This window comes from Massilia endophytica (assembly GCF_021165955.1).
Taxonomy (GTDB): Bacteria; Pseudomonadota; Gammaproteobacteria; order Burkholderiales; family Burkholderiaceae_D; genus Rugamonas; species Rugamonas endophytica.
On record NZ_CP088952.1, the window covers coordinates 2,426,604 to 2,448,582 of the forward strand.

Genomic DNA, 21,979 nt, shown 5'->3' on the forward strand with positions numbered 1-21,979 from the left:
GCCCCGAGGAAACCTATCGTGTGCAGGTTTTGCACACTGGAAAACTGTAACAGGATGTTGCCGGGTGATCAGTCCAGCAAGTTGTTTTTCATTGCGTAATACGTCAGATCGCTGTTCGACTGCAGGCCCATCTTTTCCATGATGCGCGTGCGGTAGGTGCTGACAGTCTTGATGCTCAGCGAGAGCGCCGTGCCGATGTCGGATACGGTGGCGCCGCGCGCCAGGCGCAGGAAGACCTGGAACTCGCGGTCCGACAGCTCGGTGTGCAGCGCCGTGTTGGGATCGCGGTCGAAACTCTGGGCCAGCAGCTCGCCCACCTGCGAGCTCACATAGCGGCGGCCCTGGTAGACGGTGCGCACGGCCGTGATCAGCTCCTCGGCCTCGCACTCCTTGTTCAGGTAGCCGTTCGCGCCCATCTTGAACAGGTTGAGCGCGTACTGCTGGGCCGGATAGCCGGACAGGATCAGCACCGGCAGGTCCGGCTGGCCCTGGCGGATGGTGCGCAGCGTGTCGATGCCGCTCTGGTCGGGCATCGCGATGTCCAGCAGGAGCACGTCGCAGATCTCGCGGCGGGCGATTTCCAGCGCTTCGCGCCCCGTGCTGCCCTCGGCCACCACGGTGAAATCGTCGGACGACGAGAAGATCTGCTTGAATCCCGCTCTTACAATCTGGTGATCGTCACAAATGGCAACGCGTATCATTCTCTGGAACCTCTAAGTTACGGGCTGGGCCAGCCCACGTGATCTGCGTCTACATTTTTCGCTAGCAAAAACATAACATTAATATTGTAGCACCAAATATGTAACGTTTAACGCCATTGTAGCGCCTACAGGCCAAAGGGGTACAGGCGAAAAAAAAGGCGCTGGACAGCGCCTTCTGCAGGGTCCGCTATTTCAGCAGACTGAGAATCGCCAGCAATTCCTCGCGCACCATATTGGGGTCGAGTGGCGGCGGCACAAGGGTATTGTCCAGCACATCGGCGCCATCGGCATGCTGATGGGCGGCGCGGCTGTCGAGCTTGTTGCGCGCGCCGCTGATGGTGAAGCCCTGTTCGTAGAGCAGCTCGCGGATGCGGCGGATCAGCAGCACTTCGTGGTGCTGGTAATAGCGGCGGTTGCCGCGCCGCTTCACCGGCTTCAGCTGGGTGAATTCCTGTTCCCAGTAGCGCAGCACATGGGGCTTGACGCCGCACAGCTCGCTCACCTCGCCGATTGTGAAATAGCGCTTGGCCGGAATCGGCGGCAGCACCGCGAGTTCAGTCTTGCTCAGGCGATCGTTCATGCCGCACCGTTATCAGGCCGCGCGCGCCATGCCGGCGCTGTCTTCCACCATGGCCTTCAGCTTCTGGCTGGCGTGGAAGGTCACCACGCGGCGCGCGGTGATCGGGATTTCCTCGCCGGTCTTCGGGTTGCGGCCGGGACGCTGCGGCTTGTCGCGCAGCTGGAAGTTGCCGAAGCCGGACAGCTTCACCGCCTCGCCCCGTTCCAGGGCGTTGCGGATCTCGTCGAAGAAGGTCTCGACCATGTCCTTCGCCTCGCGCTTGTTCAGGCCAACCTGTTCGAACAGCAGTTCGGCCAGCTCCGCCTTGGTCAGCGTGGGCAAGTCCTTTTCAGCTTCCTTGCGTACCTTGGCCGTCTGCATGGCGCTGTGCAGCTCGGCGTCCAATGCGGATTGGAGTACGGCGGAATCGACGTCGTTGTTGTTAATTTTGCTGCCCTGCCTTCAAAAAGAACGGTGTTGCAAAAAGGTTCATCACGCGCGCAGTTTAGCGCCGTGCGAGGACTGCGCGGCATCGGCCAGCGCGGTCATCAAACCGTCCACCAAATCGTCCTGCAAAGTGTTTTGAGTATCTTGCAAGCTAAAGCGGAAAGCAAGCGATTTTTCGTCCGCTTCGAGCCCTTTGCCACGATATTCATCAAACAAAACAATGGCTTGCACGATGTGCCCTTGAGCATGCGCCTGGGCCGCGGCCGTGAAAGTATCGAGCAGGGCCTGTGCCGCCAGCGATTGTTTGACCACCACGGCGAGGTCGCGCGTGGCGCCCGGGAACTTGGAAATTTCCGCGTACACCGGCACGCCGCGTTGCTGAAGCGCAACGGCGTCCACCTCGAAAATCACGGGGGCTTTCGGCAGGTCGTACTTCTGCAGCCAGCGCGGGTGCAGCTCGCCGATGAAGCCGATGACCTTGCCATCCAGCTCCACCGAGGCGGCGCGGCCGGGGTGCAGGGCCGGATGGGCCAGTTTGCTGAAGCGCAGCACGGCCGGGGCGAACAGGGCCTCCAGGTCGGCCTTCACGTCGAAGAAGTCCACGTCGCGGGTGGCCTGGCCCCACTGCTCGTCGGCCACGGGGCCGTAGGCGATGGCGGCCACGCGCTGCGGCTGGTCGTAGCCCGCCACGCTCAGGGGGCCGTCGGCCACGGCCGGGTCGCGGCGGTAGATGGCGCCCACTTCGAAGACGCGCACGCGCGGCGCCTTGCGGTTCAGGTTGTAGCGCACATTGGCCACCAGGCTGCCGATCAGCGAGGAGCGCATCACGGAGAGCTGGCTGGCGATGGGGTTCTGCAGCTTGATCGGGCTGTCGTTGCCGTTGAAGTCCAGCTCCCACTGGGCTTCCACGAAGCTCATGTTCACCACTTCCTGGTAGCCCAGGTCGGCCAGCTGGTGGCGCACGGCGAAGATGGAGCGGGTGTTCTCCGGCTCGATGCGCATGGTGTTCTCGGCCACCGGCGGCTTGGCGGGAATGTTCTCGAAGCCGTAGACGCGGGCCACTTCCTCGATCAGGTCTTCCTCGATTTCGATGTCGAAGCGGTAGCTGGGCGACGTCACGGCGAACACGCCCGGCTCCTGGGTGAAGGACAGGCCGAGGCGGCGGAAGATGTCCGCCACCACTTCATCGGTCAGCGGCACGCCGATGACCTTCTGGGCGCGGGCGGTGCGCATCGTCACCGGCTTGCGCTGGGGGATGTTGACGGTCTGGTCGTCCACGGGGCCGACCTTCGTTTCGGCGGTGCCGCAGATCTCCACGATCAGGGAGGTGATGCGCTCGATATGCTCCACGGTGGTGGCGTAGTCCACGCCGCGCTCGAAGCGGTGGGCCGCATCGGTCGAGAAGTTGTATTTGCGGGCGCGGCCCTGGATGGCGTTCGGCCACCAGAACGCGGCTTCCAGGTAGATGTTGGCGGTGTCCAGCGACACGGCGGTGGAATCGCCGCCCATGATGCCGGCCAGGGATTCGATCTCCTTGTCGTCCGAGATCACGCCCACCCACTCGTCCACGGCGATGGTATTGCCGTTCAGGAGCTTGAGCGATTCGCCCGCGCGGCCCCAGCGCACATCCAGGCCGCCGTGGATCTTGTCGAGGTCGAAGACGTGGGAGGGACGGCCCACTTCCAGCATCACGTAGTTGGAAATGTCCACCAGGGCGGACACGGAGCGCTGGCCGCTGCGCTCGAGGCGCTGTTTCATCCACTCCGGCGTGGCCGCCTTGGCGTTCAGATTGCGGATCACGCGGCCCGAGAAGCGGCCGCACAGGTCCGGTGCGCTGATCTTCACGGGCAGCACTTCATCCGTGTTCACGGCCGCCGCGCGGTACTGCGGCAGATTCAGGGGAGAGCCGGTCAGGGCCGACACCTCGCGCGCCACGCCCAGCACGGACAGGCAGTCCGCCTTGTTCGGCGTGAGCTTGATGGTGAATTTCAGGTCGTTCAGCGCGAAGTAGTCGCGGAAGTTCTTGCCCACGGGCGCATCGTCCGGCAGCTCCAGCAGGCCGCTGTGCTCTTCGGAGAGCTTCAGTTCGCGCGCGGAGCACAGCATGCCCTGCGACTCGACGCCGCGCAGCTGGCCCACCTTGATCTCGAAGGGCTTGCCGTCCGCGCCCGGAGGCAGCACGGCGCCCGCCATGGCGCAGGCCACCTTCAGGCCGGGGCGCACATTGGGCGCGCCGCAGACGATATTCAGCAAGGTGCCCGTGCCCACGTCCACCTGGCAGACGTTCAGGCGGTCGGCGTTCGGGTGCTTGGCCATTTCGCGCACATGGCCCACCACCACATTGGTGAACGGGGGCGCGACAGGGTCCACCTCTTCCACTTCGAGACCGGACATGGTGAGCAGATGGGAGAGCTCGTCCGAAGTCATCTTCGGATCGACCATGGTGCGGAGCCAGTTTTCGGAGAATTGCATGTGTCAGCCTTCAGTATTCTTTGCGTTGAACGATTAGTTGAACTGCTTCAGGAAGCGCAGATCGCCTTCGTAGAACAGGCGCAGGTCGTTGACGCCGTAGCGCAGCATGGTCAGGCGCTCCAGGCCGGAGCCGAACGCGAAGCCAATGTACTTTTCGGGATCGAGGCCGAAGTTGCGCACCACGTTCGGGTGCACCTGGCCGGAGCCGGACACCTCCAGCCAGCGCCCCTTGAGCGGGCCGCTGCCGAAGGCGATGTCGATTTCGGCCGACGGTTCGGTAAACGGGAAATACGAAGGACGGAAGCGCACCTGCAGGTCGTCGGTCTCGAAGAAGGCCTTCACGAAGTTCAGGTACACGCCTTTCAGGTCGGCGAAGCTGATGTTCTCGGCGATCCACAGGCCCTCGACCTGGTGGAACATGGGCGAGTGGGTGGCGTCGCTGTCCACGCGGTAGGTGCGGCCAGGCGCGATCACCTTGATGGGCGGCTGGTGGCTGCGCGCATAGCGCACCTGCATCGGGCTGGTGTGGGTGCGCAGCAGCAGGGGCTTGCCTGTGCTGTCGTTGCCTTCGATGTAGAAGGTGTCCTGCATCGAACGGGCCGGGTGGTTCTCCGGGCTGTTCAGGGCAGTGAAATTGGTCCAGTCGGTTTCGATCTCGGGACCGCCCGCCACGTCGAAGCCGATGGAGCGGAAGATCGCCTCCACGCGCTCCCAGGTGCGCATGACGGGGTGGATGCCGCCGGTGGCGCGGCCGCGGCCCGGCAGGGTCACGTCGATCTCTTCGGCGTTCAGGCGCAGCTGGAGCTGGGCCTCGGCCAGCGCATCACGGCGCGCGGTGAGCGCGGCTTCGATCTGCTGCTTGGCGGCGTTGATCAGGGCGCCCTGCGCCTTCTTCTCTTCCGGGTCCAGCTTGCCCAGGCCCTTCATCAGTTCCGTAACCTGGCCGGTCTTGCCCAGGTATTTGGCTTTGGCGTTTTCCAGGGCGGCAGCGTCTGCGGCGGCGGCGAAATCAGCCTGCGCGGAGACAACGAGTTGTTCGAGGGAGTTCATCCGACTGTGTTTTCCTGTTTTGGAAATTAAAAACGGGGCTCAGGTTGTTATACCCTGCCCCGCTCTTCATGCCGCCTTGCGGCGGCATGCAACATCGATCACTGTGGTTTAGGCAGCGAGCTTTGCTTTCACGGCGTTGACAATCGCTGCAAACGCAGGCTTGTCCGCCACAGCCATATCGGCCAGGACTTTACGGTCCAGTTCGATAGCGGCTTTCTTCAGGCCATTCATGAAGACGCTGTAGGTCATGCCGTGTTCGCGCGAAGCGGCGTTGATACGGGTGATCCACAGTGCGCGGAAGACGCGCTTCTTGTTACGACGGTCGCGGTAGGCGTACTGGCCAGCGCGCATCACTGCTTGCTTGGCAATACGGTAAACCTTGCTGCGACGACCGCGGTAACCCTTGGCCAGGTTCAGTACTTTCTTGTGACGGGCACGCGCAGTAACCCCACGTTTTACTCGAGGCATAGTAGCTCCTTAAAGTGTGTGAGATTAAGCGGACGGCATCATCGCGTAGACGCGCTGGACGTCGGACGCATTGATGTTACGGGTGCCACGCAGTTGACGCTTGTTTTTGGTGGTTTTCTTGGTCAGGATGTGACGCTTGAACGCCATACCGGACTTCACGGTGCCACCTGGGCGAACGCGGAAACGCTTCTTCGCGCTGCTCTTGGTTTTCATTTTTGGCATGTTAAATGCTCCAAACATGACCGGATTGCAGGTGGCAGCCCTACGCTGCGCTTTCGGTGCCTGCTCTCACGGGAACCTCGGATTGTAACACAACTGCCCCCGAAAGAAAGCCCCTCCTGCACGAGCCGCGGACCGGGCCGCAACCAAGTGGAATCGGGCCGCCGCAATTCTCTCCAATTATATTACTCCGCATATTCTCCCCAATTATCACAATATCCCGGCAATACTTTTAATTTGACAGTGACATTTTCTGCCAGATATTGCCAGAGTTAGATATTCCCGGACCCGTAACATCTGTTCATCGGCAACTGAACAGAAAAGATTATGACGGATCTACTTTTGTTAGGGCAGGACGCCTCGCGAACCCAGGAATTGGCCCGCATTTTTCAAAATGCCGGCTATCAGGTAATCGAGATGAAAGACGCTGTTGCTTGCTGCAGACATTTGCAGTCGGAATTATCGCGGGCGCAGCAATATATTCCGATTCAGGCCCCTGTTCCTGAAGAGAAAACCGGGCAGACCCGGGGCGTGACCATTTTTAACCCGGCTGCCGGGAAGGATGCGCCGCAGCATCGCCCCCAGCTCCTCGCCAGCATTCTCAGTCTGGCGCGCCAGCTGAACCCCGGCTGGCGCCTCAGCATGCGCTACCGGCGGCTCGACTGCCCTAGCGGGGCGGGCGCCCAGCTTACCACCCTGGAATTCAATTTCATCAAAATCTTCGCCACGGTCGAAATCGGCGAAGTGGTCAGCCGAAAACAAATTGTCCAGTCTTTCGGCGAAGACTACCTCAGTTATGACCAGAACCGGATCGACACAATGGTGCGGCGCCTGCGCCAGAAGATCGAGAACAGTATGGGAATGAAGCTTCCCTTAAATACCGAGCGCGTGCGCGGTTATTCCTTCGGCGATCTTTTAATAATCGATCCCTGAGCCTTCTATTTACTTCCACCATCCACAGGAGATATCAAGATGAAAGAAACCATCGTATTGCTGCATTTATGCGCCGCCCTGCTGCTGCAACCGGCGCTGGCGCAGGAGAAAAAACAGCCCCTGCCCGCCCTGGGCGCCAATCTGGAACTGACCTCGGTGTCCGGCATTTCGTCCGGCGGCTTCATGGCGGCCCAGATGGCCACGGCCTACTCGGCCCGCTTCATGGGCGTGGGCGTGATCGCCGCGGGGCCCTACTATTGCGCGGGCACCTATGCCGACATCTCGCTGGTCGAGAACGCCACCACCACCTGCATGTCGCCCGCCGCGCCTTCCGTTGCGGCCAAGGGCGGCATCTCCCTCGGGAAAGCGAAGGAGTTCGCGGCGGCGGGGCTGATCGACCCGGTGGAGAACCTGGCCAGCCAGCGCGTCTACCTGTTCAGCGGGGCCAACGACAATACGGTCAAGACCGTGGTGGTGGACGCCGTCCAGCAGTACTACAGCCTGGCGGGCGTGCCAGAAGACCGGCTGCGCTACCAGAAGAGCGCACTGGCAGGCCATGCCATCGTTACCGCCAATCCGCGCGACCTGCCCTGCGAGGCGAGCAGCTCGCCCTACATCAACAACTGCAAGTTCGTCCAGTCGCACGAGCTGCTGCGCCATATCTACCCGGACAAGCGGGCCGCGGCAAACACCGGCACGCTGGGCGGAGACTTGATCCGGTTCGACCAGGGCGAGTTCCTTCGCGGCAGGCGCACCAGCATGGACGCCGACGCCTATGCCTATGTGCCGAACGCCTGCCGCGCCGGGGGCTGCGCCGTGCACGTGGCCTTCCATGGCTGCCGCCAGGGCGCCAGCGTGATCGGCGCCACGTTCTACCAGGGCACGGGCTATAACGAGTTCGCGGACGCGAATGCGCTCATCGTGCTTTATCCGCAGGCCCACCCTTCGGAATCCATTCCCGCCAACCCGCGCGGCTGCTGGGACTTCTGGGGCTACTCCAGCGACGACCCGTCCAAGCCGAATTTCCACACCCGCGGCGGCGCGCAGATGTCGGCCGTCATGGCCATGATCGAACGCCTCGGCCAGCCCGCCGCGGCGCAACCCTGATACCACACTGACCAAAGGAGCCAACAATGTCGTCCCAATCGGAATCGCAATCGCAATGGCTTGCCCTCGGCAAGCAGTTCATGGGCATGTTCAAGGAGCTGGGTGAAACCGGCAGCAAGGGATTGAAGGAGACCGGCGCGCAGGCGCCGGAGGTGCAGGCCCAGGTGGCCGAACTGCTCAAGTCCATGCTGGAGCTGCACAAGGAGCTGAAGGAGGTGCAGAGCGCGGCCGGCCTGCGCATGCTGCAGGCGCAGCTTGGCATGCTCAATCCCGCGCTGTCGGCGCGTCCCCTGCAGGAGCTGCTCGACCTGCATTTCAACTTCCTTGCCAATCTTTCGTCCCAGGGCAGGAAGGTGCTGGAACAGGTCGCGGCGCGCAGCCATGCCTGCATCGGCGACCTGCGCGAGGCGCAAACGGGAGATGAGGTCTCGCTCACTGCGGCGAGCTATCTGCGCGACCTGGGCGGCGCGCTGCAAAAGGAGGCGGAGGAAACCGCAGCCCTGCTCAACTCCGCCAACGCGGCTACCACCATCCTCACCCAGCGCGCCCTCGACGAACTGATTGCTGCGCGATCCGCAGCAGGCAGCAGCGCCAGTTGATGCCACGGCGGGAGGGCTTGTCCCTCCCGCCTCTCCCCTACGCCGCTTCCGGCACCTCCTCTTCCTCCATCTTCACATCCATCGGCATGGCGAGCAGCTCGCCGCTGATCTCGCGGCCGTAGATCGCCCCGAACAGTTCCGCCGCGCGCGTGGCCGCCTTCTCGTAGCGTTTCAGCAGTTCCTCCTGCAGCTGCGGGTCCGCGCTGTCCTGGTAGCGCTTCTGCAGGCTTTGCATGCCGCGCAGCTGGTGCTGCAGGGTGGCCAGGCTGTCGGTGACGGCCCCGCCGCCCACATAGGCGCCCTGGCTGATGCCCATGAGAGTCAGCAGCGTGGACGAGATATGCAGGGTATCGAGCTCGGAAGCCCCGCTCGCGATCACATAGGCCGCAATGACGAAGGTGAACACCATCATCTGGAACTTGTTGGTGTCGAAGCGCTTGCTGGTCATGAGCAGCTCGGCGGGATTGGCCTCGGCCTGGCGCTGCACGAATGGCGCGTTGAACCAGCCGAGCTGCTGGACGTAGGCATAGTTACGCGCCGCCATGCCTTTCTTGAACTGCGACGCCACCTGGCTGCCCGCCGCGCCCGCGGTGGAGATGCCGATCAGGTACAGGAGGTCGACCGAGAGCTCCTGCAGCATGCCGGTGCGCAGCCATTGGTAGAAGAGCAGCGTAGCGACGATCACGGTGAAGATCATCATCTGCAGCTGCGACAAGGCCGTCTGGCCGCTGTCGCCGATGATATTCCAGGGCATGAGCCGCTTGAACGCGCGGCGCCAGCCGGACTGTTCGCCATCGCCGCGCCCCGTCATTGCGGCCACCGCGGCAGCGGCGATCACATACACCACGGCCGCGAAGAGCAGCGCAAGCCCTACGCTGCCGTGCTTGTGCGACACCGTCATGCGCAGCACGCGGCCGAAATAGATCTTGCCGCTCTCCGCGCCGCTGCCGTAGGCCGCCACATGCAGGTTGACCGACTGGTACATGTGGCCGAAGGGATTGCCGAGGCGTTCGACGTCGGGCACGCGGAAGTACACCCGCGTCCTTTCCTGCTCCTTTTCCCCTGTCCCCGGCGCTACCTGTTCAATGTGATTGACGACCAGCGGAATCAGGCAGCGGCCATGGTCCTTCAGTTCGAAATAGCCCATCACGCGCAGTTGGTCCAGGTCCGCCGGAAGGTCGGACGATATCTTGAGGTAGGTGAGCTTGCCCGTGGCGAGCACCGGCGACGGCAGCTCGATTCTCGCGTTGTCGAGCGCGTACACCGCCGCCTCCACCGGCGCGCGCATGTCGGCCACCGTCTGCTTGGCCATGCCCACGTCGCGAAAGCCCGCGCACAGCAGCGCGCCATTGTCATCCGCGGCGGCCACGCCGGCCGCCGCGGAACAGAAGAACATCAGACATAGAACCTTTCTCATTGCATCCCCCTTGTGAATAGATGGCGCGTGCGGCGCACGGCCTCGTTCCATCGTAGGGAGCGCAATGAGCGCAAAACTGACGCTCCATGGCTGCGCAGGGCGCGCGCCAGAATCGGTCAGAAGGCCGGCAAATGCCGAGGCTATGCTTGTTCTGCGCCGGTTCTGCCGGCATTCGCTCAACAAACAATCTGGGGAAACTCTATGGCTATCTTGACGAGTCTGGAAGACATGGTGCGGGCTATTGCGGGCTCGATCATGAATGCGCAGCACATGGTGGAAAAAGCGCAGCTGGCAAACATTGCGTCGTTCTTCGACGATTCGCACAAACCGACCAGCATCGATATCGAAGTGCCCGCCATCCACAGCGGCGCGGCGCCGGACGCGCATCACCTCTACCGCGTGCCGGTCATCTCGCTCGTTCCGCACAGCTCCCTCGTCATCGGCGAGGCCGAGATCGACCTGGACGTGGAGCTGGGCGCCTTCGAACACCACGAGCGCGAGAGCGTGCACGAAGGGATCATGGACCAGCTGGGCCGCGCCGCGCCCGCCGAGAAGAAGGCGGGCCTGATGGTCAATCCGGGCAACGGCGGCATCGCCGGGAAGAGCGGCAACGCCGCGCATATCAAGCTCAAGCTCGTGGCCACGGAAAAGTCCGAGGGCCTGGCGCGCCTGCTCAACGACGTGGTCAAGACCCAGGGACCGGTGGAAGCTCCGGCCCCGGGCGCTTAAGCATTTCTGGAGACTGACATGAGCACGGGTAATTTCCAGATCACGAATATGCGCTTCATCAAGCGCATTGTTGTCGGCAACGACAATCCGCAAAACATGAAAACCGAAGCCGAGGTCCAGGAGGCGATGGACCAGGTGAATCTCTGCCTATCCTCCACACCGCGCGGATATTTGCTGAATATGGAGAAAAGCTTCGGCCTTTATAATATCGGCGAGCACCAGATCGTATTGCAGTATGCCGTTTATCACATCGGCTTCGACCGCAAACCGATGTTCCTCGAAAATGGCAAATAAGCGCCGCGCGACCCAAAGCAGCGCGGACGAGCTGCGCGAGGCCCTCGCGCAGGCCTACCGGGGCGGCGGCCAGGCGCTGGAGGAGCTGGTGGGGCAAGCCGCTCCCGAGCGGCGCTGCGCCAGCTATGCCGCCTTCCATTACCGCACGGGTCCCACCCTCGAGGCCATCCCCGCCGGCCGCTTCCATTCCGCCTACCGCCCGCGCCTGGAGCTGCTGGAGTTCACCCTCTACGGCTACTGCGTGGAACGCCGCTTCGGCTGGGAGCGGACTCCTGAAGCCGTGTTCAGCCTGAAGAGGCCGGCCCTCTGGCGGCGCCCTGCCCCCTTGCTGGCCCTGACCGTAAGCGCCAGCCAGGAGGGCGTGAGCATGGCCATCCGCCCAGCCCGGCGCCCGGGCTACAAAAACCGGCGGAACCATCTGGTGCGCCTGACTCCCGAATTGCGCGAGCAATTATTCCGCATTCACCAGGAACAGATTGCCGCCAATTCCCTGCGCGCGCGTTTCGGCGCATGGATTAAAAAGACTTTCCACCGCAATTAAATCCGCCTGTTTGATTCTGGCGCCCCGCCAGAAACCGCCACGCAATAAATAATCCCCGGTCTTAATCTGCTTATATCGCGGCGCCGAATTAAAAAGGCGCTTCAGCGATAACCCGTTCACATAATTCCATGTGATTCTCAAAACCACCCGCAAGGGTTAATTGTTCAAGGAGTAGATTATGGCTGGCGAACTCGTAGATATGGCTTCGCAATTCAAGGGCCTGCCGATGGCAGAACTGATTGGCGGCCCCCTGACCGCCGCATGCGACGCCCAGGTCAAACTGGCGAACGCAACCGCCGACTTCATCAAATACGTCGGTTTCATGCCACCGGCCCAGGGCGACGCGGGCGGCGTCGGCGCCACCCGCCTGGCGCACTTCGCCTTCACCCGCCCCGTGCAGGACCCCAGCGATCCCAGCAAGCAGATCCAGGAGAACGTCTCCCTGGACGTGCCCCTGCTGGCGATCGTGAAGGTGCCGAACCTGTCGATCACCAAGGTGGACATCACCTTCGACATGGAAGTGAAGTCCTCCTTCGCTTCCAAGGAGTCGACCGACACCAGCGCCAAGATGTCGGCCGACGCCAGCGTGGGCTGGGGTCCTTTCAGCCTGAAGGTTCACGTCGAAGGCTCGGTGGCCTCCCACAAGGAAAACACCCGCAGCTCCGACAACAGCGCCAAGTACCACGTGCAGGTGCTGGCCGAGGACGGCGGCATGCCTGAAGGCCTGGCGCGCGTGCTCGACATCCTGCACACGGCGATCCAGCCGCGCGTGGCGCCTGCGGCCGCTGCCGACCACCAGTAATCCCCACCGCAACAGGGCAAGGTAAGCGGGCTCCAGCCCGCTTACCCGGGCCGCTTCGGCCCGCCCCTGCCATTCCGACAGGAGGCTGAGACATGAACGACATCACGCAACAACAGCTGCGCACCGTGCTGGCCACGCCGGATGCCGACAAGCGCGCCGCCCAGTGGCTGAGCGCGCTCCAGCACTGCATGCAGGGCTGCGCCATCGATACGCCCTTGCGCCAGGCCGCCTTCCTGGCGCAGATCCTGGTCGAGTCCTCGGCCCTGGGCCGGCTGGAAGAATCGCTCAACTACTCGGCGCCGCGCCTGCGCCAGGTGTGGCCCCAGCGTTTCCCCACCGACGAGATCGCCGCGCGCTACGCGCACAACGCCGCAGCCCTGGCCAACTATGTGTACGCCGGACGCATGGGCAACGGCGACGAGCACAGCGGCGACGGCTGGCGCTACCGCGGCCGGGGCCTGATCCAGCTGACCGGCCGCGCCAACTATGCGCTGTTCTCGAAAGACATGCAGGTGGACGCGCTGGGCGATCCCGACCAGCTGCTGCAGCCCGCCGGCGCCGCCCTTTCCGCAGGCTGGTTCTGGCGCGCGAAAGGCCTGAACGAACTGGCCGACCAGACCGGCGGCGCGGACGCCGCCAACGCCTTCGTGCAGATCACCAAGCGCATCAACGGCGGCACCATCGGGCTGGACGAGCGCAAGGCCTATTGGTCGCGGGCCCGCCAGGCCCTCGGGCTGCCGGCCGTCTGAGCCACGCGCGGAGGCCACAGCATGTGCAACTACAGCAAGGTGCAGTTCATTTCCTGGGAGCTGCATACCGGGCCCTTCATCCTGTCGGCCCCGCCCGGCCAACTGGGCAGCTACAGCGGGCTGCTCAGTCCAACGCCCGGCAAGCGCGCGGACGCCTTCGCCCAGTGCTGGGACATCGAAGCGCGCCTGGCCTTCACGGCCGACGCCATCGAGCGGGCGGAGGCGATGTGCGACCCCAGCGTGAAAACGCTGAAGGTCTTCATGGCGCCCGCCTTCACCTACCGGGGCGCGGGCGGGGCCTACCTGCACGGCCTGCTCGAAGGCTGGAGCGGCGAGGCGCCCTCGGAGCTGCAACTGCCGCCGCCCTACCACCAGCACTGGGACGGGCTGTTCGGCGGCCTGCGCTCCCTCGTGGCCAGCGTGGTCTACGAGGACTGGATCTTCGTGTTCGGCACGGCGGTGAGCGCCTCTTTCCCGGCGCGCCGGGACGGCGGCAAGCATGCGCTCGATCCCACGCTGCCGGGCGAGCTGTGGAGCTCGGCCCTGGTCCAGCGCGGCGGCGCCATGCATGGCAGGCACCACTACCTGTCGCGCAAGCACTACCGCTCGGGCGCCGCCTTCCTGCGCTGGTACGGTGCGGCGGGCCAGCCGGTGCTGTCGGCGCTGCCCGAGGGCGTGATCGGCGTGGATGAAAGCAGCGCGCTGTGCCGCATTCCCACGGTGCGCGACCACGGCGGCGTGCCGATCGATTTCGGCGTCGAAGTGGGGCTGGACCATGCGCGCAGCGGCGACAAGGGCGCCAACCGGCACGGCCGTGTGCGCACGGCGGGCCGCTTCGTGAAGATCCAGCTGGTGCCGTCCTGCGGCATGGTCCTGCTGCCCGAATCGGTGCGGCTGCAGCCTGCCAACGGGCCCACCACCTTTTCCTATGCCTTCAATTGCGACGGGCTCACCGCGTTCAGCGGCGAAGCGGGCAGCCACACCCAGCTGTGGAACGGCGTCTATGGCGGGCTCGCCAACCGCCTGGTGGAAGCGAGCGGCGGCGAGCCCTATCCCGGCACCCGCACCGACACGGTCGCCGCCCAGCTTCTCACGTCGCAAGGACCAGTCTCGTCAAACATGCTCTGGAATAACGGAAACGGGCTCCAGGGCGCGGGAACCGTGCGGGTCGTCAACCCGCTCGAGCTGTAAGCAGTACCCCTTCAACCACAAGGAGAAACCTCATGAGCAATTACTCGAAAGTGCAATTCATTTCCTGGGAAATCCATACCGGCCCCAACGAGTCGAAGGCGAAAGCCTTCTACGACGGCGCCTACAACCCGAAAGTGAGCGACAAGCGCCTCGACATCTACGGCCAGTGCTGCGACATCGAAGCCCGCGTCAAGTTCACGGCGGACGCCATCGACAAGGCGCGCCGCAGCATCGTGCCCGATCCCACCACGCTGAAGGTCTTCATGGCGCCCGAATTCCTGTTCCGCGGCGCGGGCGGCGCCTATCTGCATGACCTGATCAACGGCTGGGAGCGCGGCGCACCGGCCGACTTCCTGGTGCCCGACGCCTACAAGGCCAAATGGGGCGGCCTGTTCGGCGAACTGCGCGCCCTGGTGGCCAAGGCCGACTACGAGGACTGGCTCTTCGTGTTCGGCACCGCCATCAGCGCCAGCTTCCCCACCCGCAGCAAGACCGACCCGAACTTCGACCTGACGAAGAAGGGCGAGATCTACAACTCGGCCCTGATCCAGCGCGGCGGTCCTTCGCACGGCGCCCACACCTATGTCTCGCGCAAGCACTACATGTCGGACATCGACTTCGTGAACGAGTACAGCTCGAGCAAGCTGCACAACATGGGCAATGTGAAGCCTTTCGATCCGGCGGGCCTGGTGCCGCGCGATATCCTGGGCGTGAACGAGGCGGGCGCCGTGTTCCGCATCGACACCATCAACGGCCCGGCGGGCAAGCCCATCGATTTCGGCATCGAGATCTGCAAGGACCACCTGTACAGCGACGGCAACGAGGCGCATGACTATGGCCGCATCCGCACCTCGAACCAGTTCGTGAAGATCCAGCTGGTGCCCTCCGGCGGCGCCGCGCTGGAGGAAGCCTCGATCCGCCTGCAGCCGGGCACGGGTTCCACGCCCACCTCCTATGCCTTCAACTGCGACGGCATGAACGGCGCGAGCTATCCGGGCAGCCACACGCAGATCTGGAACGGGACCGCCGCCCCCAACCACCTGGTGGAAGCCACCAACGGCAGGGCCTTCGCGGACACGCGGGTGGTGGACGTCGCCTCCCGGGTGGATACTTCCTGGGGCCCGGTCAACGGCGAGCAGCTCTGGAACAGCGGCCAGGGCGTGGCGGGCGCCGGCCAGGTGCGCATCATCAAGGCGCTGCCGCTGTAATCGCGGCCACGGCAATAAAAAAGCCAACCCTCGGGTTGGCTTTTTCTTGTGCGGCGGCGAAGCTTACTTTTTCTTCTTCGGCGCCAGCACCATGATCATCTGGCGGCCTTCCATCTTCGGGAACTGCTCGACCTGGCCGTGCGGCTCGAGGTCGGCCTTCAGACGCTCCAGCATGCGCATGCCGATGTCCTGGTGGGCCATTTCACGGCCGCGGAAGCGCAGCGTGATCTTGGTCTTGTCGCCGTCTTCCAGGAACTTGATGAGGTTGCGCAGCTTGATGTTGTAGTCGCCATCGTCGGTGCCCGGACGGAATTTGACTTCCTTGACCGAAATCACCTTCTGCTTCAATTTGGCTTCGTGCGCCTTCTTCTGTTCCGAATACTTGAACTTGCCGTAGTCCATCAGACGGCAGACCGGCGGATTCGCGGTCGGCGCGATTTCCACCAGGTCAACGTTCGCCTCTTCCGCGAGGCGGAAGGCTTCGGCCAGGCTCACGATGCCCAGCGGCTCATTGTTTACACCGGATAAACGCATTTCCGGTGCCGTGATTTCGCCATTGATGCGATGCGACTTGTCAGTAGCTATTGCAGTTTCCTTTAAAAATGATTGAGCGGCCGGTAAGACAGAGTTCGTCAGGCTTTGGAAGCGACGTCAGACTGGAGTCGTTCCACCAGGGCCTCGATCGACATGACGCCCAGATCGACATTGCCCCGGGCACGCACGGCCACGGTGTTGGCATCCCGTTCCTTATCGCCAACCACTAGAATGTATGGCAATTTTTGCACGGAATGTTCGCGTATTTTATACGTTATCTTCTCGTTGCGCAAATCAGCCGTGACGCGGAAGCCAGCCTTCTTCAGCTGCGCTTCCAGGCCTTTGACGTAGTCGGCCTGGGCATCGGAGATGTTCAGGATGGCGACTTGCACTGGAGCAAGCCACATCGGCAGCGCGCCCGCATAGTTCTCGATCAGGATGCCGATGAAGCGCTCCAGCGAGCCCACGATGGCCCGGTGCAGCATGACGGGGGTCTTGCGGGTGTTGTCCACGTCCACGTACTCGGCGCCCAGGCGCTCGGGCATGAAGAAGTCCACCTGCATGGTGCCCACCTGCCATGGACGGCCCAGGGAATCCTTCAGGTGGTACTCGATTTTCGGGCCGTAGAAGGCGCCCTCGCCCGGCAGCTCGGTCCAGGTCACGCCGCAGGCGCGCAGGCCGTGGCGCAGGGCCTCTTCGGCCTCGTTCCAGATCTCGTCCGAACCGATGCGGTTGTCCGGGCGCAGGGCCAGCTTGACTTCGATGTTGGTGAAGTCGAAGTCGGCATACACTTCCATGGCCTGCTGGTGGAAGGCCACCACTTCCGGCTCAATCTGCTCGTGGGTGCAGAAGATGTGGCCGTCGTCCTGGGTGAAGCCGCGCACGCGCATGATGCCGTGCAGCGCACCCGAAGGCTCGTTGCGGTGGCACTGGCCGAATTCGCCGTAGCGCAGCGGCAGGTCGCGGTAGGAGCGCAGGTCGCTGTTGAAGATCTGCACGTGGCCCGGGCAGTTCATGGGCTTGAGCGCGTAGGAACGGTTCTCGGACTCCGTCACGAACATGTTCTCGCGGTAGTTGTCCCAGTGGCCGGTCTTGCCCCACAGGCTCGCGTCCAGGATCTGCGGCGCCTTCACTTCCTGGTAGCCGTTGTCCTGGTACTTCTTGCGCATATACTGCTCCACCTGCTGCCAGATGGTCCAGCCCTTCGGATGCCAGAACACCAGGCCCGGCGCCTCGTCCTGGAAGTGGAAGAAGTCCAGCTGCTTGCCCAGCTTGCGGTGGTCGCGCTTCTCCGCTTCCTCCAGCATGTGCAGGTACTGCTCCTGCTCTTCCTTCCTGGCCCAGGCCGTGCCGTAGACACGCTGCAGCATCTCGTTCTTGGAGTCACCGCGCCAGTAGGCGCCCGCGAGCTTCATCAGCTTGAAGACCTTGAGCTTGCCGGTGGACGGCACGTGCGGGCCGCGGCACAGGTCAGTGAAGCTGCCTTCGCTGTACAGGGACACGTCCTCGTTCGCCGGAATGGAGGCGATGATCTCGGCCTTGTAGTTCTCGCCGATGGACTTGAAATAGGCCACGGCCTCGTCGCGCGGCAGCACCTTGCGCGTGACCGGCTCGTCCTTCTTGGCCAGTTCGGCCATCTTCTTCTCGATGGCCTGCAGGTCTTCCGGGGTGAAGGGGCGCTTGTAGGAGAAGTCGTAGTAGAAGCCGTTCTCGATGACGGGGCCGATGGTGACCTGCGCATCCGGGAAGAGCTCTTTCACCGCGTAGGCCAGCAGGTGGGCGGTGGAGTGGCGGATCACGTCCAGGCCTTCCGGGTCCTTGTCGGTGACGATGGCCAGATCGACATCCTTGTCGATCAGGTAGGAGGTGTCGACCACCTTGCCGTCGACCTTGCCGGCCAGGGCGGCTTTACCGAGGCTGGTGCTGATGTTGGACGCCACCTGGGCCACGGTGAGGGGCGCGTCGAACTGACGGACGGAACCATCGGGAAGTCGGACTGAAACCATCATGATCTCCAATTGGGATGCTGCTGAATACTGCGGACGAAAAAAAACGCGGACTAGCCGCGTTTTTCTTCAAAATTGACAAGCAAAAGAAAGCCGATCGACTAGCGTCACTCACTAACCAAGCTGGTAGTTCGCGGTGTCATAACCGGATTGCCTTTCTCGCTCTTACATTGTGTGTTCTGGTGGGCGGTGCAGAATTCGAATCTGCGACCCCTTGGATGTCGACCAAGTATTCTAACCAGCTGAACTAACCGCCCGATGGCCAGCATTATAGAGAGCCCCCAAAATAAAAACAAGGGCTTTTTCATAGGAAACCTCCTGTTGCCCCGCATGCTATATTAGAAGGCATGAACGACGCGGCTCACCTGCACGCCCACCTGAAGGGCGACGCCAAGCACAAACACTACCGCGCCGACCGCTCCCTCAGGATACTGGCCTGGGCGCTGGGGCTGACACTGGGCTTTGCCGGTGTCGAGGTTTTCGCGGGCTTCCTCTCCAATTCCCTGGCCCTGATCTCGGACGCCGGCCATATGGTCACGGACGCGGCCTCGCTCGGCCTGGCGCTCCTGGCGCAGTTCATCGCCAAGCGTCCGCCCTCCTCCCGCTATTCCTTCGGCTACGGCCGCGCGGAAGCGCTGGCCGCTTTCGTGAACGGGCTGGCCATGCTCTTCGTGGTGGGTTGGATCGTGTTCGAGGCCGCGCACCGCTTCGCCGCGCCGCAGGCCGTGCAGGGCGAGACGGTGTTCATTGTCGCGGCCATCGGCCTCGGGGTGAACCTGCTGGTGGCCTGGGTATTGTCCAAGGACCGCGACAGCATGAATACGCGCGCCGCCTTCATTCACGTGCTGGGCGACATGCTGGGCTCCGTCGCCGCGCTGGTGGCGGGCGCGGTGATCTGGTACACGGGCTGGATGCAGATCGACCCGCTGCTGTCGGTGCTGGTGTCGCTGCTGATACTGAAGTCCACCATCGGCATCCTGCGCGAATCGGGACATCACCTGATGGAAGGCGTGCCCCTGCATATCGATTACGAGCAGCTGGGGGCCGACCTGGAGGCGGTGGACGGCGTGGTGTCCGTGCACGACCTGCACGTGTGGGACATGTCCCCGGGCGAACCGGCGCTGATCGGCCATGTGGAGGTGCCGGAATTGCAGGCCTGGCCGAAGACGCTGAAAGCCATCCGCGCCATGCTGCTGGCGAAGCATGGCATCGACCACGTGACGCTGCAGGCGGAAGTGGCCGGCCGCCAGGGCCGGCCCCACGACTAAGCGCGGCGCGCTTCGAGAACGCCGCTCACTTCCGAAATCGCCGACAAGGCCTTCTGCAGCTGGCTGGTGGAGCCTATCTCCGCCGTGAAGGTCATGCGCGCCTGCCCTTTCGAGCTCTGGGTGTTCACGCCGATCACATTGATCTTCTCGCGCGAGAAGACCTCCGAGATATCGCGCAGCAGGCCCTGGCGGTCGCCCGCCAGCACGAACATATCGACCGGGAAGACGGTGTCCGTGCGCGTATTGCCCCATTCGGTGACGATGACGCGCTCCGGCGCCTTCGCCCGCATCTCGGCGAAGTTCTTGCAGCTCAGGCGGTGAATCGACACGCCCTTGCCGCGCGTGACGAAGCCCACGATGGGGTCCGGGGGCGCGGGCTTGCAGCACTTGGCCAGCTGCGTCATCAGGCCGTCCGTGCCCACCACCAGCACGCCCGACTTGGCGCCCTGCTCCGTGCTGGACGCACGGCTCTTGTTGAGCACCACCGCATCCTGCGGCTCCGCCGATTCCACGGGGTCGTGCAGCGCCTGCTCCACGTGGCGCAGGCTGAATTCGTCCTTGCCCACGGCGAGGAAAAGATCGTCCACCTTGGAGAAGCCCAGCTTCTGCGCCAGCGATTCCAGGTTCACGGCCGTCTTGCCTTCGCGCTGGAGCGACTTCTCCACCAGCGAGCGGCCATGCGCCAGCGTTTCCTGCACGTCGATGGCATGGAACCATGCGCGCACCTTGGCGCGCGTGCGACTGCTCACCGTGTACTCGGGGCTCAGCCAGTCGCGCGAAGGGCCCGCCGTTCCGGGCGCGCCTTTGGCGGTGATGATCTCGCAGGTCTGGCCGCTGCGCAGCGGCGTGTTCAGCGGCACCATCACGCCGTCCACCTTCGCGCCGCGGCAGCGGTGGCCCACGTCGCTGTGCAGGTGGTAGGCGAAGTCGATGGGCGTGGCGCCCACCGGCAGCTCCAGCACGCGCGCCTGAGGCGTGAGCACGAAGATGCGGTCGTCCAGCGAGGCGGACTTGAGCTTCTCCACCCACTCGCGCTGGATCTCCTCCTGGCCCACCACGGCATCGGCCACGTCGGTCTTCCAGGCCAGCAGCTGGCGCAGCCAGGCGATCTTCTCGTCGTACTTCTGGCCCTGGAAGTTCGAACCACCCTCCTCCTTGTAGCGCCAGTGCGCCGCCACGCCGTATTCGGCGAAGTTGTGCATCTCCTGGGTGCGGATCTGCACTTCGAGGGGACGGCCGTCGTCCGCCGTCACCACGGTGTGCAGGGACTGGTAGCCGTTCGGTTTCGGGCGCGAGATATAGTCGTCGAATTCCTTCGGGATGGGCGTCCAGATGTTGTGCACAACGCCCAGCACGGTGTAGCAGGTCTTCACATCCTTCACGATCACGCGGAAGGCGCGCACGTCGTACAGCTCGGAGAAGTCCAGCTCCTTGCCCTTCATCTTGTTCCAGATGCTGTAGATATGCTTGGGCCGCCCGAACACTTCGGCCGTGATGCCCGCGGCCGACAGCTCGCGCTGCAGGCGCTCGATGGACGAGGTGACGAAGCTCTCGCGCATCATGCGCTTCTCTTCCAGCATCTTGGCGATGCGCTTGTAGTTTTCCGGCTCGATGAAGCGGAAGGACAGATCCTCCAGCTCCCACTTGATCTGCCAGATACCCAGGCGGTTGGCGAGCGGCGCGTACAGGTCCAGCGTTTCGCGGCCGTAGGCGCGGGTCATCTCGTTGAAAAGCTTGATGTCCGCGAAATAGCGCAAGGTGGTGACGCAGGAGGCGAGGCGCACCAGAACCACGCGCATGTCCGACGCCATGGCCAGCAGCATCTTGCGCAGGGTTTCCATCTGGGCGACGGCTTGCTGGGCGGCGTTCTTGCCGCGGGCGTCCTTGGCGGCGGAAGCCTGGGTCAGCTCGCGCAGGCGGATCAGCTGGCGCACGCCGCCAACGAGATCGTCCACCTCCTTGCCGAAGCGCTGCTCGATAAAGGGCGCCTGGGCCGGTTCCAGCACGGTCAGTTCGAACATCAGGCCCGCGATGCGGGTTTCCACGTCCGTGCGCAGGTAGGCGAGCGTGCTGGCCACGCCGACGGCGAATTCGAAGGCGGGCTGGCCGCTGGACGCGGTCTTGCCGCTGTAGGCCTCATGCGCCGCGTCGAGCGCCGCCTGCATGCGCAGGCACTCGTCGGAAGAAAGACCTTGCACCAGCTGCTCCGACGTAGCGCTGTTGAGTGCCGCAATTGAAACCATACGAAAACCTCTAAAACTCTTCAGTTACTGCTCAGCCCGTGTCCACACCTTGGGGTCTGACCCCACGGTGTGGACACGGGCTCGTCGTTAGCGCTGGGCGGCGGCGACGACGATTTCGACCAGGCAGGCGGGGTTGGCGAGCTTGGCTTCCACCGTCGCGCGCGGCGGGGTATGGCCGTTGGCGACCCAGGCGTCCCATACTTCATTCATGCCGCTGAAATTGGCCATGTCCGAAATGTAGATCTGCGTGGAGAGGATGCAAGTCTTGTCGCTGCCCGCTTCGGCCAGCAGGCGGTCGACGTGGCCCAGCACCTCGCGGGTCTGCTCCTGGATGCCGCCCGCCGTGTTCTCGGCGATCTGCCCGGCCAGGTAGACCGTGCCATTGTGGATCGCCACTTCGGAGAGGCGCTTGCCGACGTGGAGTCGTTTGATTTCCATATTC

23 protein-coding genes and 1 tRNA gene are annotated in these 21,979 nt (G+C 63.6%); 11 read left to right on the forward strand and 13 right to left on the reverse strand.

Annotated features, from left to right (window positions below):
- Nucleotides 1-68: 68 nt before the first annotated feature.
- From LSQ66_RS10780 to rpmI, 7 genes are all read right to left on the reverse strand, one after another.
- The gene (locus LSQ66_RS10780) at nt 69-701 is read right to left on the reverse strand and encodes a response regulator (protein ID WP_231769779.1); all 633 of its coding nucleotides are present in this window, start codon (nt 699-701) and stop codon (nt 69-71) included.
- A 187-nt stretch (nt 702-888) separates the two neighbouring features.
- On the reverse strand, nt 889-1,281 hold the full coding sequence (locus LSQ66_RS10785; protein ID WP_231769780.1) for a MerR family transcriptional regulator: 393 nt from the start codon (nt 1,279-1,281) through the stop codon (nt 889-891).
- 12 nt (nt 1,282-1,293) lie between these two features.
- Nucleotides 1,294-1,641: an integration host factor subunit alpha gene (locus tag LSQ66_RS10790; protein ID WP_231770091.1), complete on the reverse strand. Its 348-nt coding sequence runs from the start codon at nt 1,639-1,641 to the stop codon at nt 1,294-1,296.
- Nucleotides 1,642-1,752: 111 nt separating this feature from the next.
- A complete protein-coding gene (pheT, locus tag LSQ66_RS10795; RefSeq protein WP_231769781.1) occupies nt 1,753-4,179 on the reverse strand; it encodes a phenylalanine--tRNA ligase subunit beta in 2,427 nt (808 codons plus the stop codon).
- Between the two features lie 33 nt (nt 4,180-4,212).
- The gene (gene pheS / locus LSQ66_RS10800) at nt 4,213-5,229 is read right to left on the reverse strand and encodes a phenylalanine--tRNA ligase subunit alpha (RefSeq protein ID WP_231769782.1); all 1,017 of its coding nucleotides are present in this window, start codon (nt 5,227-5,229) and stop codon (nt 4,213-4,215) included.
- Between the two features lie 108 nt (nt 5,230-5,337).
- Nucleotides 5,338-5,697, reverse strand: coding sequence for a 50S ribosomal protein L20 (rplT, locus tag LSQ66_RS10805; protein ID WP_231769783.1), 360 nt, complete (start codon nt 5,695-5,697; stop codon nt 5,338-5,340).
- A gap of 24 nt (nt 5,698-5,721) precedes the next feature.
- Nucleotides 5,722-5,919, reverse strand: coding sequence for a 50S ribosomal protein L35 (gene rpmI, locus LSQ66_RS10810; RefSeq protein ID WP_110849662.1), 198 nt, complete (start codon nt 5,917-5,919; stop codon nt 5,722-5,724).
- A 324-nt stretch (nt 5,920-6,243) separates the two neighbouring features.
- Here rpmI and LSQ66_RS10815 point away from each other — a divergent pair, with 324 nt between their 5' ends.
- Genes LSQ66_RS10815 through LSQ66_RS10825 form a run of 3 tightly spaced genes read left to right on the forward strand, consistent with a single transcriptional unit; the run spans nt 6,244 to nt 8,555 of the window.
- Nucleotides 6,244-6,849 carry a helix-turn-helix domain-containing protein gene (locus tag LSQ66_RS10815; RefSeq protein WP_231769784.1) on the forward strand — a complete coding sequence of 202 codons (606 nt, stop codon included), beginning with the start codon at nt 6,244-6,246 and terminating at the stop codon, nt 6,847-6,849.
- A gap of 39 nt (nt 6,850-6,888) precedes the next feature.
- The gene (locus LSQ66_RS10820; protein WP_231769785.1) at nt 6,889-7,956 is read left to right on the forward strand and encodes an extracellular catalytic domain type 2 short-chain-length polyhydroxyalkanoate depolymerase; all 1,068 of its coding nucleotides are present in this window, start codon (nt 6,889-6,891) and stop codon (nt 7,954-7,956) included.
- Between the two features lie 26 nt (nt 7,957-7,982).
- On the forward strand, nt 7,983-8,555 hold the full coding sequence (locus LSQ66_RS10825) for a hypothetical protein (protein WP_231769786.1): 573 nt from the start codon (nt 7,983-7,985) through the stop codon (nt 8,553-8,555).
- A gap of 37 nt (nt 8,556-8,592) precedes the next feature.
- On the opposite strand, the gene LSQ66_RS10830 is transcribed toward LSQ66_RS10825, so the two are convergent.
- Nucleotides 8,593-9,951 carry a hypothetical protein gene (locus tag LSQ66_RS10830; RefSeq protein ID WP_231769787.1) on the reverse strand — a complete coding sequence of 453 codons (1,359 nt, stop codon included), beginning with the start codon at nt 9,949-9,951 and terminating at the stop codon, nt 8,593-8,595.
- A 222-nt stretch (nt 9,952-10,173) separates the two neighbouring features.
- Between LSQ66_RS10830 and LSQ66_RS10835 the strand changes: the two genes are divergently transcribed.
- The 7 genes from LSQ66_RS10835 (at nt 10,174) to LSQ66_RS10865 (ending at nt 15,486) form a co-directional block, all read left to right on the forward strand.
- Nucleotides 10,174-10,701: a DUF2589 domain-containing protein gene (locus LSQ66_RS10835; RefSeq protein WP_231769788.1), complete on the forward strand. Its 528-nt coding sequence runs from the start codon at nt 10,174-10,176 to the stop codon at nt 10,699-10,701.
- 18 nt (nt 10,702-10,719) lie between these two features.
- Nucleotides 10,720-10,995: a hypothetical protein gene (locus LSQ66_RS10840; protein WP_231769789.1), complete on the forward strand. Its 276-nt coding sequence runs from the start codon at nt 10,720-10,722 to the stop codon at nt 10,993-10,995.
- Nucleotides 10,985-11,536, forward strand: a complete 552-nt coding sequence (locus tag LSQ66_RS10845) for a hypothetical protein (protein WP_231769790.1) — start codon at nt 10,985-10,987, stop codon at nt 11,534-11,536. Before LSQ66_RS10840 ends, LSQ66_RS10845 begins: the two co-directional genes overlap by 11 nt.
- 178 nt (nt 11,537-11,714) lie before the next feature.
- Complete coding sequence (locus LSQ66_RS10850) at nt 11,715-12,338, forward strand: DUF2589 domain-containing protein (protein ID WP_231769791.1); 624 nt, start codon at nt 11,715-11,717, stop codon at nt 12,336-12,338.
- A gap of 92 nt (nt 12,339-12,430) precedes the next feature.
- Complete coding sequence (locus LSQ66_RS10855) at nt 12,431-13,087, forward strand: glycoside hydrolase family 19 protein (RefSeq protein ID WP_231769792.1); 657 nt, start codon at nt 12,431-12,433, stop codon at nt 13,085-13,087.
- Between the two features lie 21 nt (nt 13,088-13,108).
- Nucleotides 13,109-14,278 carry a hypothetical protein gene (locus tag LSQ66_RS10860; protein WP_231769793.1) on the forward strand — a complete coding sequence of 390 codons (1,170 nt, stop codon included), beginning with the start codon at nt 13,109-13,111 and terminating at the stop codon, nt 14,276-14,278.
- Between the two features lie 32 nt (nt 14,279-14,310).
- Nucleotides 14,311-15,486: a hypothetical protein gene (locus LSQ66_RS10865; RefSeq protein WP_231769794.1), complete on the forward strand. Its 1,176-nt coding sequence runs from the start codon at nt 14,311-14,313 to the stop codon at nt 15,484-15,486.
- Nucleotides 15,487-15,549: 63 nt separating this feature from the next.
- On the opposite strand, the gene infC is transcribed toward LSQ66_RS10865, so the two are convergent.
- The 3 genes from infC to LSQ66_RS10880 form a co-directional block, all read right to left on the reverse strand.
- On the reverse strand, nt 15,550-16,071 hold the full coding sequence (gene infC, locus LSQ66_RS10870; protein ID WP_269449178.1) for a translation initiation factor IF-3: 522 nt from the start codon (nt 16,069-16,071) through the stop codon (nt 15,550-15,552).
- A 47-nt stretch (nt 16,072-16,118) separates the two neighbouring features.
- Nucleotides 16,119-18,026 carry a threonine--tRNA ligase gene (gene thrS / locus LSQ66_RS10875; RefSeq protein ID WP_231770092.1) on the reverse strand — a complete coding sequence of 636 codons (1,908 nt, stop codon included), beginning with the start codon at nt 18,024-18,026 and terminating at the stop codon, nt 16,119-16,121.
- Nucleotides 18,027-18,206: 180 nt separating this feature from the next.
- A tRNA-Val gene (locus tag LSQ66_RS10880) sits at nt 18,207-18,283 on the reverse strand.
- A 90-nt stretch (nt 18,284-18,373) separates the two neighbouring features.
- Here LSQ66_RS10880 and LSQ66_RS10885 point away from each other — a divergent pair.
- Nucleotides 18,374-19,294, forward strand: a complete 921-nt coding sequence (locus tag LSQ66_RS10885; protein ID WP_231769796.1) for a cation diffusion facilitator family transporter — start codon at nt 18,374-18,376, stop codon at nt 19,292-19,294.
- Here LSQ66_RS10885 and LSQ66_RS10890 read toward each other — a convergent pair.
- Both LSQ66_RS10890 and LSQ66_RS10895 read right to left on the reverse strand, forming a co-directional pair.
- Entirely contained in the window at nt 19,291-21,537 is a 2,247-nt protein-coding gene (locus LSQ66_RS10890; protein ID WP_231769797.1) for a RelA/SpoT family protein, read from the reverse strand. The two genes, LSQ66_RS10885 and LSQ66_RS10890, sit on opposite strands and share 4 nt — an antisense overlap.
- 87 nt (nt 21,538-21,624) lie before the next feature.
- Nucleotides 21,625-21,975, reverse strand: a complete 351-nt coding sequence (locus LSQ66_RS10895) for a RidA family protein (RefSeq protein ID WP_231769798.1) — start codon at nt 21,973-21,975, stop codon at nt 21,625-21,627.
- Nucleotides 21,976-21,979 lie beyond the last annotated feature (4 nt).

Excerpts from the sequence above, each read along its gene's own strand:
- rpmI (WP_110849662.1), bottom strand. The coding sequence starts at position 5,919 with ATGCCAAAAATGAAAACCAAGAGCAGCGCGAAGAAGCGTTTCCGCGTT.
- rplT (WP_231769783.1), bottom strand. The coding sequence starts at position 5,697 with ATGCCTCGAGTAAAACGTGGGGTTACTGCGCGTGCCCGTCACAAGAAA.
- thrS (WP_231770092.1), bottom strand. The coding sequence starts at position 18,026 with ATGGTTTCAGTCCGACTTCCCGATGGTTCCGTCCGTCAGTTCGACGCG.
- LSQ66_RS10890 (WP_231769797.1), bottom strand. The coding sequence starts at position 21,537 with ATGGTTTCAATTGCGGCACTCAACAGCGCTACGTCGGAGCAGCTGGTG.
- LSQ66_RS10860 (WP_231769793.1), top strand. The coding sequence starts at position 13,109 with ATGTGCAACTACAGCAAGGTGCAGTTCATTTCCTGGGAGCTGCATACC.
- LSQ66_RS10895 (WP_231769798.1), bottom strand. The coding sequence starts at position 21,975 with ATGGAAATCAAACGACTCCACGTCGGCAAGCGCCTCTCCGAAGTGGCG.
- LSQ66_RS10865 (WP_231769794.1), top strand. The coding sequence starts at position 14,311 with ATGAGCAATTACTCGAAAGTGCAATTCATTTCCTGGGAAATCCATACC.
- LSQ66_RS10850 (WP_231769791.1), top strand. The coding sequence starts at position 11,715 with ATGGCTGGCGAACTCGTAGATATGGCTTCGCAATTCAAGGGCCTGCCG.
- pheT (WP_231769781.1), bottom strand. The coding sequence starts at position 4,179 with ATGCAATTCTCCGAAAACTGGCTCCGCACCATGGTCGATCCGAAGATG.
- LSQ66_RS10820 (WP_231769785.1), top strand. The coding sequence starts at position 6,889 with ATGAAAGAAACCATCGTATTGCTGCATTTATGCGCCGCCCTGCTGCTG.
- LSQ66_RS10825 (WP_231769786.1), top strand. The coding sequence starts at position 7,983 with ATGTCGTCCCAATCGGAATCGCAATCGCAATGGCTTGCCCTCGGCAAG.
- LSQ66_RS10835 (WP_231769788.1), top strand. The coding sequence starts at position 10,174 with ATGGCTATCTTGACGAGTCTGGAAGACATGGTGCGGGCTATTGCGGGC.
- LSQ66_RS10840 (WP_231769789.1), top strand. The coding sequence starts at position 10,720 with ATGAGCACGGGTAATTTCCAGATCACGAATATGCGCTTCATCAAGCGC.
- LSQ66_RS10790 (WP_231770091.1), bottom strand. The coding sequence starts at position 1,641 with ATGCAGACGGCCAAGGTACGCAAGGAAGCTGAAAAGGACTTGCCCACG.
- LSQ66_RS10780 (WP_231769779.1), bottom strand. The coding sequence starts at position 701 with ATGATACGCGTTGCCATTTGTGACGATCACCAGATTGTAAGAGCGGGA.
- LSQ66_RS10815 (WP_231769784.1), top strand. The coding sequence starts at position 6,244 with ATGACGGATCTACTTTTGTTAGGGCAGGACGCCTCGCGAACCCAGGAA.
- LSQ66_RS10830 (WP_231769787.1), bottom strand. The coding sequence starts at position 9,951 with ATGTTCTTCTGTTCCGCGGCGGCCGGCGTGGCCGCCGCGGATGACAAT.
- LSQ66_RS10855 (WP_231769792.1), top strand. The coding sequence starts at position 12,431 with ATGAACGACATCACGCAACAACAGCTGCGCACCGTGCTGGCCACGCCG.
- LSQ66_RS10885 (WP_231769796.1), top strand. The coding sequence starts at position 18,374 with ATGAACGACGCGGCTCACCTGCACGCCCACCTGAAGGGCGACGCCAAG.
- LSQ66_RS10845 (WP_231769790.1), top strand. The coding sequence starts at position 10,985 with ATGGCAAATAAGCGCCGCGCGACCCAAAGCAGCGCGGACGAGCTGCGC.
- LSQ66_RS10785 (WP_231769780.1), bottom strand. The coding sequence starts at position 1,281 with ATGAACGATCGCCTGAGCAAGACTGAACTCGCGGTGCTGCCGCCGATT.
- pheS (WP_231769782.1), bottom strand. The coding sequence starts at position 5,229 with ATGAACTCCCTCGAACAACTCGTTGTCTCCGCGCAGGCTGATTTCGCC.